The organism is Bacillus sp. FJAT-53060 (assembly GCF_037104745.1).
GTDB classification, from domain to species: Bacteria; Bacillota; Bacilli; order Bacillales; family Bacillaceae; genus Bacillus; species Bacillus stratosphericus_B.
This window is the reverse complement of the sequence record NZ_JBAWSW010000057.1, coordinates 1-12,516: the sequence shown is the minus strand read 5'-3', so window position 1 is coordinate 12,516 and position 12,516 is coordinate 1. Positions and strand designations below refer to the sequence as shown.

Below are 12,516 nucleotides of genomic sequence, written 5' to 3'. Positions count from 1 at the left end.
GTTCTATCTTAACAGGATTGATCGAACTACGACCAACATCGTAGAACGCACTGTCAAAGAATACATTTATTATTATAACAACATTCGTATTCAAACAAAACTAAACAACCAATCACCGATAAACTATCGGCAATTGGCTGTATAAAGGTGTTTTGATCCCTGTCTCAAAAACGGGGGTCAGTCCCTAAGGCAAGTGCTTTTTTGTTTACATCAATCATCTTCTTTTCGAGAAGTAGAATTTGAGCTTTGAGAATTGGCTTTCTCGTCATCTTTCTTTTTATCTTTATTGGCATCAGTCTGTGAGCTGCTGTTCCCATTTGTGCTGTCTGGGCCATCACCGGAACCGTCATTGCCGTTTTCCGTATTTCCGCCTTGATCTTGATCTTTTTTATCATCTGGCTTCTGCTCATCATCAGGCTGCTGAGACTCTTCTTCTTCTTTGTTCTCATCATCAGGCTGCTGAGACTCTTCTTCTTCTTTGTTCTCATCATCTGCTTTTTCTTCTTCATCTCCGTCATCTTTAATGGTGAGGAAAGTAGAAGCCGCTTTACTTGTGACATCCTCTACAGTCGCGGTCACTTGGAATTTATATGTGGAGCCAGGCTTCACGTCAGAGATGACCGCTTCTTTAGCAGAGCTGTTTTGAATTTCTTTATAGCCCCCATCGTCGACAGCTTGCTTCACATTAAATGTAGCATCGGCGTCATAGCCCCAAGTTAGCGTAATCGAATTTTTCTCTTCATCATATACTGCTTTTAAGTCAGATGGTTTATCCGCTTCTTTTTCCTCATACGTGTCAGACACTTTTGTCGGAACAGTACCTTTGACAAAGTATTCTGTTGTCTTCTTGTCACTTGGTGTATTTGGTCCGGCTAATTTAGCTGGATCTGATCCTTTTTCAATGGTGGTTTCAACGACGCTGTCAGGCTTTTCAAATGAGCCGCTTCCGTCATCAATTTGAGAAATTAATCGCTGGAAGACGATTTTTGCCACGCGCTGCTCATTGTTTGTGAGCCACATTTTGCCGTCCGCATCTTTTGAATTACCAATTCCCGTCCAAACGGCAGCTGTATATTGCGGCGTATAGCCGACAAACCATGAATCTTTCGCACTGCCAGAAGGGATATTGTAATTATTGATATCATCTTGTGTAAAGTTGGTTGTACCTGTTTTACCAGCTACTTGAACGTTCGGTACTTGTGCAAGTGTACCAGTTCCAGATTGTACAGCTGTTTTCAGCATATCCGTGATCATAAATGCAGTGTAATCACTCATTGCCGCTTTAGAGTCTGGCGTAAGGTCAAGCTTTGTTCCGTCATTAAATTCAACAGATGTTACAGCATGGGGTTCATTATAGTACCCGTTATTACCGAATGCACTAAATGCACCGGCCATCTTTAGAGAAGAGACACCTTCGTCAAACCCTCCAATTGAGTAGGACTCTGGAATATCAGACGGTAAGTCCATGCCTAAATTATTAGCGAATTGAACCGCATGATCTGTGCCTGCCTCTTGGAATGCTTTTAGGGCAGGGATGTTGCGTGATTGTGCCAAAGCACTTCTCATCGACATTTTCCCTAAATGTCTTCTGTCAAAGTTATTAATCGGTGTACCGTTTGAGTACGTATACGGTGCATCATCAATTTGCTGATACGTTGACCATTTTTTGTTTTCAATGACTGGACCGTAATCTAGGATTGGTTTAATTGTTGACCCTGGTTGGCGTTTTGCATCCGTGGCATAGTTAAAACCGCCGACTGGTACATCACGTCCACCGCCAATGGCACGTATTTCCCCATTTTTCGTATCAAGCAGGGTAACACCAGCCTGCATACCTTTTGTAAATCCGACTGCATCTCCATTAATGATACTGTCTAGGTGATCCTGTGCTTTTGTATCAAGTGTTGTGTAGATTTTAAGTCCATCAGTTGATACATCAACTTTGGCTTTTTTCTGTACTTCTTCCATGACTTCTTCAATGAAAGGAGAGTATTTACTTGAGTTTTGGCTGTTATATTTATCAGCTGAGACGACGGTCTTGCTGACAGGTGTTGCTTTTGCTACGTCATACTCTTTATCTGTAATGTAGCCTTGTTCTTTCATGAGGCTTAAAACGATATTACGGCGTTTTTCCGCTGCTTCAGGATGTTTGACTGGGTTATAGGCGTTAGGACTCTGCGGCATACCTGCAAGAGTGGCAGCCTGTGCAACGGTTAGTTGATTTAAATCTGTAACACCGAAAAATTGTTCAGCCGCTTTTCCAACGCCATAAGCCTGAGGCGTGAAGTAAATTCGGTTTAAATACATTTCTAAAATTTCATCTTTAGAGTATTTTTGCTCAAGCTGAATAGAGAGCCACGCTTCCTGTACTTTACGCTTTAATGTTTTTTGGTTGTTTAGAAGGGTGTTTTTCACAACTTGCTGTGTAATTGTACTTCCACCTTCAGCTCCAAATCCATCCTCGATGTTCGCTAAAAGAGCACCGCCAATTCGGATTGGGTCAATCCCGTAGTGTTTATAGAAACGTGCATCTTCAGTAGAAATAAACGCTTCTTTTACAACATCGGGTATATCTTTAATCGAGACATACGTTCTTTTTTCAGCACCGACTTCTGCAATGACATTCTTGTTTTTATCATAAATCTTTGAAGAATACGGTGTTTTGAGCTTACTATCATCAATAGAAGGAGCGCTTGATACAAAAACGGCAAAAGTTGTGATTCCGGCAACTAAACAAAGAAGACCGATCACGAGTAAAGATAAAAATATTTTTTTAAATAGACCTGCTTTCTTTTTGCCTTTTTTGTTCTTTTGCTTCTTATTGTTCTTTTGATTTGCTTTACGTCGCTGTTCACGACTTGTAAATTGATCAGACATCACATCTCAACCTTTCGTGTTAAACCTTTTTCGAACTTAAATGTTGCTCACATTCATCCGAAAAATGAAGTGTCTCCACTACTTTAATATAATCAATTCTTGGCGAATATCCAAGTGTTATTAAGTGGCCAGCTCCCATTAATTCGTCTTTGCTAATGGATTTTCTCCCATTTTGCTGCTGTCGCTCCCAAAAGAAGAAGAGGTCAGAAGCTGGTAAATAATAAACGGAGCCAAAAGCGGATATAATAACAAAACAAATTCCGCCTTGCTTTTCAACCTCTTTCATATGCTCAATTTGATGAGCGTGGAAATTCTTGAGCGGAAATGAGGTGTTGCTTTTGGTTTCCTTTGCTTCAAAGTCAATATAGCACCCTTTATAGACCCCGTTATAGTCTGTTGTCGAGGATTGTTTAAAATAGGCTTCTTTGATGACAGCAGCGCTTCTTTTCGGATAGTCCACATTGACAATTTGAACAGGGGTAGGCTTTTTATGAATGACAGCAATCCCGTTTACTAAATAGTACTGGTTAGTTTCATTTAAATCAGCCTCAAGCGTCATCCCACGATTACTATAAGAGAATTCGCCGCTGCTTCTTTTTGTTGTCCCAATTTGTTGAAGGGGGTGATACAATTTTCCGTTTGGATACCGAACCATTAAGTTTCAGCCTCCTTTTATTGCATTTTGTATTGGAGAGATGACCATGTTGTCACATGAAGAGTACATCATTACTCAGCAAATTTTACGTGAAACGAAAGCGAAAAATAAAGACAACCTAACGAGGACAAATGCTTACAAGCGCTTTTATGATCGTCATCCAGAAATGAAATGGTCACTGCTTGCTTCTTTTGTATCAAGAAATGCAGGGTGGTCGATGACGGATTTAAAAGGCGAGCTTTTCCATCCTGGTTTAACTGATCAGCAAGGGCACCTGTTTTTTACAGCATATGAAAGAGCAAATTGGCTCATCTTTTCTGATGCTTACCCGCAGCTTCTCTTGTATGAATGGTCTAAGCGATGCAGCAAATCTTTTTTTCATCTGTTGCCATATTTCTGCGTGTCTCGGTTTATGATCGCTGAGTGGGAACGTTTTTGGCTAAAGCGTGACACAGAGCGTCTGCTTTATGCACTCATCATAAATGAACAATATACTATACAATCTCCTATTATACAAAATCCTCTTCTGAAAAAGAATGTTTTTCACTCGATTCAATATCTTTTCAGCGAGTGGGGACATTTTCAAACGGTCATTTTTCCAACAGTAGATGGGCATTTGTATGGGTTAACTATAAGGAAGTTTTCTCATGTCAAGGAGCGCATTACATTTGGAAAAAAACTAGCGAAACTATTATTTCGGTCCGATTTGTTTTCGGATTTTTATCATTTTTTGCATACCGTGCCACATACCGGGTCTCGGTTTGATTTTGAGCCGTTTTTAGGGATCGCTAGAAGGTCAACACCTTTCCTTCGAACGGTTTATCCGGTGATCACACATTCATTAGACGATCAACGGGAAGATTGGTTTCAAAAGAAATTGAATCCAACCTTATTCGATGCAGAACCGTTACCAAAACAAATCGAGCTGACCGACTGGTACTTCCATAAAAAAAGGCAGCTTCGTTTTCTTTTCTCATTAGAGCACTATTTTTTGCATAAATAAAAAGCAGGGGGTACCTGCTTTTTTATGTGGCTGGACGATTAGGACCGCCAAGCTTTTTATCAAGGCTATCTGTACTGTTTTCTTTCCCTTTTGGCTTTTGCTCTTTTGGTGCTGACTGCTTTTTCATGAAATCTACCTCCTTTGTCCTTAGACTTTACAGAATCGGACGCAATCATACAAAGAAGGACAAGCGCATGTCGAAAATGAAGAAATAGTGCTCATCTACACTTAGATTGGCGATTTGCTTCTAGTTTTGTCATGTATGAAGGATGGTGAAAAAGAAAAGAGAATGTAACGAGAGACGATAAAGGAGGAATCTGATGATGAGCGAATTTGTATCAAAAGAATCCATTATGCAGTTGCTAGAGGAAATCGAGCGAAAGATTGATGCGGTGGAAGCAGAGCTGTCTCTTGCTGTCGAGCAAACAAAACACGCAGCTAATCAGGAGCAAGAACAAATGATTGACCGCCTTGAATCAGAAGTGAAGGACTGTGAATTGAAGATTCATGCAGCCGAGTTTAAACTGGCGGCAAGACCAGCATATCACGCTGGCTAGCTCTCCTATTTGAGCATTAAGTGAACGTTTGGTAGGATGGTTCATAGGGGTGAACACTATGGATAATCAAACATTACTTAAACATACACAAGAGCTGAGAACTCGGATCGAAGAAGCGTATAAGCAGTACCAAAAGGGAAAGGCTGAAAAGGAATACCCAGAATATGATTTTTACAAGGACATTCAGCCGGCCGTTGTGACATTTGACAAGCAAATGGAAGAATGGCTTGCCGCTGCCATCTCGTTTATTCATCAGGCTAAACCTAAATACTTACACGAAGAACAGCTATCAGCCGTAAAAGAAAATGGAAAAGAGGTATTCCTGCAATCTTATTTTGGTAAACAGCACGCACTCCGTGTGAAAAATTTAGTTGAATCGGTGATCTACACACTGACCCTTTTAGTAGAAGAAATCAAAGAGCACAACTGATGAAACATCCTACGTTTTTCTTATGGCTGCTTTAGGCACACCTTCTGTTTTTGAACATAATATATCATTGACATCAATATGTTTTGAGAGCGAGAGGAGCGAGATATATGTTCCCTTATTCAAACCAGCAACCTTATGAATTGAACCAATTTCAGCAAGGACCTTTTCCGTATCCAGACATGCAGCAGCCTCCGCAGCCTCCAGAATATTTCATGCCTCCATATCAAGGTGGAATGAGCCAGGCGCCTTATGGATATCAAGAGAATTTCCAGTCTTATCAGCAGCCAGAAGTGATCAATCAGCCGCAGATGCAGCCATCAGGTATGATGCCCATGCATCAGCCTATGAATCCTTATCCTTTGCCAAGGCCGCAAAAACAGCAATCATCTCAATTTAAAAGTGTGCTGTCACAATTCAAAAAGACGAATGGACAATATGACTTTAACAAAATGTTTGATACAGCTGGGCAAATGATGAGTACAATGAATCAAGTGGGTTCATTGGCAAAAGGATTTACAAGCATTTTTAAAGCATAGCAAAACCCAATAGAAGCATCTATTGGGTTGTTAGCTTTGGTGCGGTCACACGAAGTGATTGATCTTTCCAAACACTCTTCATGTTTGTTTCATCTATTTTTGCAGGCATTAAAATGGTTTTCGTAAAGCTGGAATAGGAGGAAGTCGTCTCTGTTTTGATTTTTTCCTGCACCGATAAGTGTAAATATTGAGCTTTGACTTCTAGCGCAATATCACCTTCAACAAAATGGTCTGGAAATTGAATGTCGATATACACAAATTGAGCATCTTCTGTCACATCGGTTGTAATCGATGCAAGTGAATGGGACGTAGTCATGAGCGCCTCTGCACTATTTAAAATCTCGTGAAACGGGGAAGATGCAAAAAATTGTTCAATCGCTTCATATAGAATATCTTCATTTGCCAACAATTCATGTTTTTTTTCGCCTTCATGTTTCATTTGAATCACCTCTCATCTACAACCTATGCAAAAAGGGCTCAGGCGGTTATTAATTGCTGGGAGAAAAAAATTATGATTAAATAGTGTTGAATGAAGCAAGGTGTATGGACGCGAAGGCCATATGCTGAATAGATCTAGGAGCAAAGCTTGAAGGGAGCAAATGAACATTGCTGAAAAAATTATTCGGTTTCGGAAATAACCAAGATGATGTAAAGGAAGAAGTCATTTATTCTCCAGCTGATGGGGAGTTAATGGATATGACTGATGTACCAGATCCCGTCTTTTCTCAAAAGATGATGGGAGACGGCGTAGCAGTAAAACCAAGCAATGGCACCATTGTGTCACCAGTAGAGGGTGAAATCATTCAGCTCTTCCATACAAAACATGCAATTGGGATTCGAACACTCTCAGGGCTTGAGCTTCTGATTCATATCGGACTTGAAACAGTTGGGTTAAATGGAGAAGGATTTGAAGCGCACATTAAAGAAGGAGATAAAGTGAAAGCCGGTGATCGTCTCATTACGTGTAATTTAGAACTCATTGCAGAGAAGGCCGCCAGCACCGTGACACCTATTGTCATCATGAATGGTGATCTTGTAGAACGACTTGATAAAGAACCAAAGGGCTCTGTGGAAAAACAGACCTCCAAGCTCTTTACTGTGAAAATGAAATAAAAAAAGCACATAAAAAACTACCCTCACATGGGACTGACCCCCTAAGATGAGACAAATAAAAAACACCTTCAAGTTTGAAAACGGACCGTTGTGATCCGAAATAAAACATGGAGGTGTTTTTTCTATGGGGACAAGAGTGAGTTATCCAGTTGAAGTCAAACAGAAGGCTGTAGAAATGAGATTGGCAGGTGTACCTATGAAAGAGATCATGCAGGAATTGAATATCAAGAATAAGACGCAGGTTCAGACATGGGTGAGGTGGCATAAGGCTGGGGATACACACAGGTTCGAACAGCCTGTTGGAAAACAATATATCTATGGAAAGGGTCCCGAGTACTCTTCCGAATTAGAGAGATCAAGGTTCTGTGTATACATCTTACGAGTATCAGAAAGCTGTTCATATAAAAGGCATTACCATGAGCATGTCCCGTAAAGGGACACCCGCTGATAATGCCTCCATCGAATCGTTCCATTCCTCACTAAAGTCTGAAACGTTCTATCTTAACAGGATTGATCGAACTACGACCACCATCGTAGAACGCACTGTCAAAGAATACATTTATTATTATAACAACATTTTTATTCAAACAAAACTAAACAACCAATCACCGATAAACTATCGGCAATTGGCTGTATAAAGGTGTTTTGATCCCTGTCTCAAAAACGGGGGTCAGTCCCCATGATAGGGTAGTTTTTTTATGAAATTAATCCTCCATCGGAACCCAGCCTTGCCTTGCTTCCATAACAGACCACCATCCCTCTGGAATCAGGTATTTGTCTTTTTTCTCGTTTAATGACTGTTTCAATCTCGCTTTTCCGACCTTCTTTAATTTTCTTTGCCCATTCTGGATCAACAATTAGCTCTCGTGCGACCGCAATCAGCGGGATTCCTCGATTGTACCCATTGATAGCATCTTCGGCTGTAGTGACGCATAGGCAAATAATCGAGTTTTTTTGTTTTTAGAACATCAACTAACGTAAACGTCTCTGTCATTGTTAAACCCTCAATCTACTGCTTGTATTTTGCTACACTTATACATTTCTAAATTGGAAAGTTAACCCCTTTATAAATTGTATTATTTAACAAATATGTCACAATTATAAAAATGTTATCTAAACCTTTTGAGACCGATTGAAAATGAAGTCTGGTTTAATGGATAAGCCTTTTTAATAAAACATTTCCCGAATATTATAATTTATTCAATATTCATAAAAACCATAACGCTTCATAAACATCATACTCTCGATTTAAACTAGTAAATTCAATAGGGGCAGTTCCATTTGCGGCAACCAATTTTTTCCTTACAGCCTGTTTTTCTAAGAAATTCCTAGTCGGGTTAGAACTTTCGTAGTCTTTCCATATGTAAGCTGAATTCCCTGTATGACTAAGATTATTCAAATAACCGTTCTTTGCCATATAATCCACTGCTCCGTATATCCCTGCTATCGGAATGTTTTTACGAATCTATCATTAATCCAGGAATTACCACTAATCATAACTAGTAAATTAAAATTTGTCTTTTCTAATCCTATTATATAATCAACAAATGTTCCTTTCCGTTGTAGAAAAAGAAGAGCTGCACGTCTATCGAGAAGGAATCACTCTTGAATTTTTGACACAGGTGATCTATTTCCATTTTTAAAAAGACCAAAAAATGGCGCTAATTGAAGGTATTTTGACTCATAACGAATTAGACGCTTTAACAAATTAGTCTCTACATTCATCTGTCCAAAAAAATATTATCTAAGGATGCGGTGAAGGAAAATGATGAGAAATACGCACTTGCTAGATGGCACCTTGATCATCGTGATGTACAGGAAGCAACGAAGCATTTGCAAGAATTAACAGATGCTGAGTTTGAGCATGCGAATCAAGCGGCTTATGATTTATCCTTACAATTAACGATGACCAATGGGATGAAGCTGTACGTATATGGAAAGATCTATTTGAATCAAACGATTTTTAAGTGACCGGGACATTGAAGCACTGGCAATGAAATTATTGCCTGGGAAAGCGCAAAAAATGACAACGTTCGGCTATCGTCTGAAAATAAAAATTGTTTAGCACTTTTATTGTAGAAAAGTCACGAATCCTGTAAAATAACGTTAGATATTGAATGGGGAGCGTAAAGCATGTATAAGGGTATTTTTTACTTGTTTTTTCTTGTTGTCATTTTGGTTGCTTTTGTGTTTTCAAACTATAAAGATGTTTTTCTTTAAAATAGGTTAATGCATTAGTACATGTACACCTCTTAATTCATACATTGTTAATGTAAGAAAATCAAGGAGAGGGGAATACTATATGTACCATCACCATCATTGCAAGCCAAATGTTACACAGCCAATTGTTCATCCGACGAATCATTGCTGTACACACAGTGAGTCAAAAACAATTGTGCCGCACATCCATCCGCAGCATGTAACAAATGTTCACCACCAAAACTTCCAACATGTTCACTACTTCCCGCATACGTTTTCTCAGGTGGGTCAGGCAACACATCAACATTTTAACTGCGGTGGCCCTTGCTGAAACAGATCTTGCAGAAACAGATAAAGTGAAATGGGACTTTGATAAGTCCCTTTTTCTAAAAGCAGGTGAAAAAATGAAAATAATTGCTGTCACAGGGTACAAGCCATTCGAGCTTGGGATATTCAAACAAGACGAGCCTGCACTTCAATACATAAAAGCGGAGCTTCAGAAAAGGCTGACAGCACTCATTGAAGATGGGCTGGAACGGGTTCTCATATCAGGTCAGCTAGGTGCAGAAATGTGGACAGCCGAAGTGGTATTTGAGCTTCAAGAGGAGTATCCAGCGTTAAAGCTTGCTGTCATTACGCCATTTTATGAACAGGAAGAGCAGCTGATTTTGTAGAAAGTGTCACGCATAGACCGTATGAAAGTCCGGCACAATTTAAACAAAAAAACCGCTTTTTTATTGAAAAAACAGATGGTCTTCTCGTCTTATTTGATCCCGAGCATGAAGGCTCACCAAAGTATATGATCAAAGAAGCTGAAACCTATACCGATTACCCAATTATGTATATCACAATGGATGATTTAAGAGCACAGGTTGAGGCAGAAGATCCGTTTTTTGACTAAAAGCAAGAGAAAATTTGACAACGTCACGTATTTCTGAAAAAATATACTATGAATTCACGATATGAGGTGAAAAAAATGCTTGCTGATAAAGTAAAGCTTTCTGCGAAAGAAATTTTAGAAAAAGAATTTAAAACAGGTGTCAGAGGGTATAAACAAGAAGAAGTCGATAAATTTTTAGATATGGTCATTAAAGACTATGAGACATTCCATCAAGAAATCGAAAAGCTTCAACAAGAAAACCTCCACTTGACGAAACAGCTTGAAGAAGCAGTTGAACAAGGGAAAAGACAGCCTGCACAGTCCAATACAACAAACTTTGATATTTTAAAGAGACTATCTAACCTTGAGAAGCACGTTTTCGGCAGCAAACTTTATGATTGAGTAATGTCGAAAAAACTTGTGTCAAATGACATTGTCGTTTATAATAACGCTAGTTGATTAACGTTCGGGTAATCGCTGTAATGCAGTTAGGCGTTACAGAGGAAAGTCCATGCTCGCACGGTGCTGAGATGCCCGTAGTGTTCGTGCCTGGCGAAAAAATAAGCCAGGGCAGCCAGGGAAAGGCTGACGGCAGGAAAAATGCCTACGTCCTTTTAGGATATGGCAAAGTATCCTTGAAAGTGCCACAGTGACGAAGTCTCACTAGAAATGGTGAGAGTGGAACGCGGTAAACCCCTCGAGCGAGAAACCCAAACTTGGTAGGGGAACTTTCTCAAAGGAACCAAACGGAGAGAAGGACAGAGAATTCTGTAGATAGATGATTACCACCTGAGTACGAGGCATTTGCCGATTGCAGTACGATGGAACAAAACATGGCTTACAGAACGTTATATCCGTTATAATAAACATGATGAAAACAAAGCTCTCCTATTTCAACATATGGAGAGCTTTTATCTTGAATAAAGAAAAGGACGAGAAAACAGGTGATAAACAAATGAAAACCTATACACTCATCGCGACAGCTCCAATGGGGATTGAAGCAATTGTTGCAAAAGAAGTAAGGGACCTTGGCTATGAGTGCACAGTAGATAACGGGAAAGTCATTTTCCGAGGGGATGACCTTGCGATTTGCCGTGCAAACCTGTGGTTGCGTACAGCAGACCGTATAAAGGTACAAGTTGCTGAATTTTCGGCAAAAACATTTGAAGAACTTTTTGAACGGACAAAAGCGATTGACTGGGCCGCTTACTTGCCTAAAAATAGTACGTTCCCTGTCATCGGTAAGTCTGTCAAATCACAGCTAGCGAGTGTGCCGGATTGTCAGCGCATCGTCAAAAAGGCGATCGCGCAAAAGCTCAGATCATCTTACAACATTCAGTCTGATTGGCTTGAAGAGACCGGACCGGAATATAAAATCGAGATTGCGCTTTTAAAAGACAAAGCAGTGCTAACACTTGATACATCAGGTGTGGGACTTCATAAACGTGGGTATCGTGTGGACCAAGGAGAAGCACCCATTAAAGAAACCCTTGCTGCCGCACTCGTGTTATTAACGAACTGGACACCTGACCGCCCATTTGTTGATCCTTTTTGCGGATCAGGTACCATCGCCATTGAAGCAGCCCTGATAGGACAAAATATTGCCCCTGGATTTAACCGGGCATTTGATTCAGAATCATGGGCATTGATCGGTGAGGACGTATGGAACAAAGCGCGTCTTGAAGTGGAAGAAAAAGCGAACTATGATCAGCCACTCCACATTATTGCGAGTGATATCGATCATCGTATGGTAGAGATTGCAAAAATGAATGCAGAAGAAGCTGGACTAAGTGAACTGATTCAATTTAAGCAAATGCAAGTAAAAGACTTCCAAACAAAAGAAGAGTATGGTGTGATTGTCGGAAACCCGCCTTACGGAGAACGGCTCAGCGATAAACCAGCTGTTGAAAAAATGTATCAAGCGATGGGTGAAGCATTCAAGAACCTAGACACTTGGTCAATTTACATGTTAACGTCACATGAAAAGTTCGAAGAGTGCTTCGGAAGAAAAGCAACGAAAAAGAGAAAACTGTTTAACGGGTTTATTAAAACAGACTATTATCAATATTGGGGAAAACGCCCGCCTAGAAAGCAAACAACTAAATCATAAAAAATGGTCACACCTAAAGAAGGTGTGACTCAGCTTGTAGACAAAGTCTACAAGCTTTTTTGTATAATAAGGGTAATAACACAATTCTGCGGGGGATGAACATGTTATCGAAACGTGAAGAAGAGAGAAGAAATCAATTAGAAGTAGTGGCTTTAG

16 protein-coding genes, 1 other RNA gene and 3 pseudogenes are annotated in these 12,516 nt (G+C 39.9%); 14 read left to right on the top strand and 6 right to left on the bottom strand.

What is annotated here, in order from left to right; translation table 11 throughout:
* A partial coding sequence (locus WAX46_RS14725; RefSeq protein ID WP_336493244.1) for an IS3 family transposase occupies positions 1-145 on the top strand: 145 nt, incomplete at its 5' end.
* A 65-nt stretch (positions 146-210) separates the two neighbouring features.
* Here the strand turns inward: WAX46_RS14725 and WAX46_RS14720 are convergent.
* Both WAX46_RS14720 and recU read right to left on the bottom strand, forming a co-directional pair.
* On the bottom strand, positions 211-2,877 hold the full coding sequence (locus tag WAX46_RS14720) for a PBP1A family penicillin-binding protein (protein ID WP_336494251.1): 2,667 nt from the start codon (positions 2,875-2,877) through the stop codon (positions 211-213).
* A gap of 19 nt (positions 2,878-2,896) precedes the next feature.
* Positions 2,897-3,532, bottom strand: a complete 636-nt coding sequence (gene recU / locus WAX46_RS14715) for a Holliday junction resolvase RecU (RefSeq protein WP_336494250.1) — start codon at positions 3,530-3,532, stop codon at positions 2,897-2,899.
* Positions 3,533-3,578: 46 nt separating this feature from the next.
* Between recU and WAX46_RS14710 the strand changes: the two genes are divergently transcribed.
* Positions 3,579-4,535 (top strand): DUF2515 domain-containing protein, encoded by a 957-nt coding sequence (locus tag WAX46_RS14710; protein ID WP_336494249.1) that lies wholly within the window; start codon positions 3,579-3,581, stop codon positions 4,533-4,535.
* 22 nt (positions 4,536-4,557) lie between these two features.
* Here the strand turns inward: WAX46_RS14710 and sspM are convergent, their stop codons facing one another.
* Complete coding sequence (sspM, locus tag WAX46_RS14705; RefSeq protein WP_226570134.1) at positions 4,558-4,662, bottom strand: acid-soluble spore protein SspM; 105 nt, start codon at positions 4,660-4,662, stop codon at positions 4,558-4,560.
* Between the two features lie 196 nt (positions 4,663-4,858).
* Between sspM and WAX46_RS14700 the strand changes: the two genes are divergently transcribed.
* The 3 genes from WAX46_RS14700 (at position 4,859) to WAX46_RS14690 (ending at position 6,058) form a co-directional block, all read left to right on the top strand.
* Positions 4,859-5,092 (top strand): DUF5446 family protein, encoded by a 234-nt coding sequence (locus WAX46_RS14700; RefSeq protein ID WP_226570136.1) that lies wholly within the window; start codon positions 4,859-4,861, stop codon positions 5,090-5,092.
* 58 nt (positions 5,093-5,150) lie between these two features.
* Positions 5,151-5,522, top strand: a complete 372-nt coding sequence (locus WAX46_RS14695) for a YppE family protein (protein ID WP_226570138.1) — start codon at positions 5,151-5,153, stop codon at positions 5,520-5,522.
* A gap of 107 nt (positions 5,523-5,629) precedes the next feature.
* Entirely contained in the window at positions 5,630-6,058 is a 429-nt protein-coding gene (locus WAX46_RS14690) for a YppG family protein (protein ID WP_226570139.1), read from the top strand.
* Between the two features lie 19 nt (positions 6,059-6,077).
* On the opposite strand, the gene WAX46_RS14685 is transcribed toward WAX46_RS14690, so the two are convergent.
* A complete protein-coding gene (locus WAX46_RS14685) occupies positions 6,078-6,497 on the bottom strand; it encodes an Hsp20/alpha crystallin family protein (protein WP_226570140.1) in 420 nt (139 codons plus the stop codon).
* A 167-nt stretch (positions 6,498-6,664) separates the two neighbouring features.
* On the opposite strand from WAX46_RS14685, the gene WAX46_RS14680 reads away from it, so the two are divergent.
* Both WAX46_RS14680 and WAX46_RS14675 read left to right on the top strand, forming a co-directional pair.
* Positions 6,665-7,171 (top strand): PTS sugar transporter subunit IIA, encoded by a 507-nt coding sequence (locus WAX46_RS14680; protein ID WP_226570141.1) that lies wholly within the window; start codon positions 6,665-6,667, stop codon positions 7,169-7,171.
* Positions 7,172-7,295: 124 nt separating this feature from the next.
* Positions 7,296-7,809: pseudogene (locus WAX46_RS14675) on the top strand (IS3 family transposase).
* A 66-nt stretch (positions 7,810-7,875) separates the two neighbouring features.
* On the opposite strand, the gene WAX46_RS14670 reads toward WAX46_RS14675, so the two are convergent.
* Entirely contained in the window at positions 7,876-8,025 is a 150-nt protein-coding gene (locus WAX46_RS14670; protein ID WP_226568842.1) for a hypothetical protein, read from the bottom strand.
* Between the two features lie 346 nt (positions 8,026-8,371).
* A pseudogene (locus WAX46_RS14665) lies at positions 8,372-8,722 on the bottom strand (glutamine amidotransferase); the annotation flags it as partial.
* 204 nt (positions 8,723-8,926) lie between these two features.
* Between WAX46_RS14665 and WAX46_RS14660 the strand changes: the two are divergent.
* The 7 genes and pseudogenes from WAX46_RS14660 (at position 8,927) to WAX46_RS14630 (ending at position 12,360) form a co-directional block, all read left to right on the top strand.
* The gene (locus tag WAX46_RS14660) at positions 8,927-9,142 is read left to right on the top strand and encodes a hypothetical protein (RefSeq protein WP_226568844.1); all 216 of its coding nucleotides are present in this window, start codon (positions 8,927-8,929) and stop codon (positions 9,140-9,142) included.
* Between the two features lie 162 nt (positions 9,143-9,304).
* A complete protein-coding gene (locus WAX46_RS14655; protein ID WP_226568908.1) occupies positions 9,305-9,391 on the top strand; it encodes a hypothetical protein in 87 nt (28 codons plus the stop codon).
* Positions 9,392-9,473: 82 nt separating this feature from the next.
* Positions 9,474-9,701 (top strand): spore coat protein CotD, encoded by a 228-nt coding sequence (gene cotD / locus WAX46_RS14650; RefSeq protein ID WP_226568846.1) that lies wholly within the window; start codon positions 9,474-9,476, stop codon positions 9,699-9,701.
* Positions 9,702-9,774: 73 nt separating this feature from the next.
* Positions 9,775-10,271, top strand: a pseudogene (locus WAX46_RS14645) (DUF1273 domain-containing protein).
* A 75-nt stretch (positions 10,272-10,346) separates the two neighbouring features.
* Positions 10,347-10,652: a cell division regulator GpsB gene (gene gpsB, locus WAX46_RS14640; protein ID WP_008356836.1), complete on the top strand. Its 306-nt coding sequence runs from the start codon at positions 10,347-10,349 to the stop codon at positions 10,650-10,652.
* Between the two features lie 60 nt (positions 10,653-10,712).
* Positions 10,713-11,096: RNase P RNA component class B (rnpB, locus tag WAX46_RS14635), an RNA gene on the top strand.
* A gap of 109 nt (positions 11,097-11,205) precedes the next feature.
* Positions 11,206-12,360 carry a THUMP domain-containing class I SAM-dependent RNA methyltransferase gene (locus WAX46_RS14630; RefSeq protein WP_226568909.1) on the top strand — a complete coding sequence of 385 codons (1,155 nt, stop codon included), beginning with the start codon at positions 11,206-11,208 and terminating at the stop codon, positions 12,358-12,360.
* The last annotated feature ends 156 nt before the right edge of the window (positions 12,361-12,516 follow it).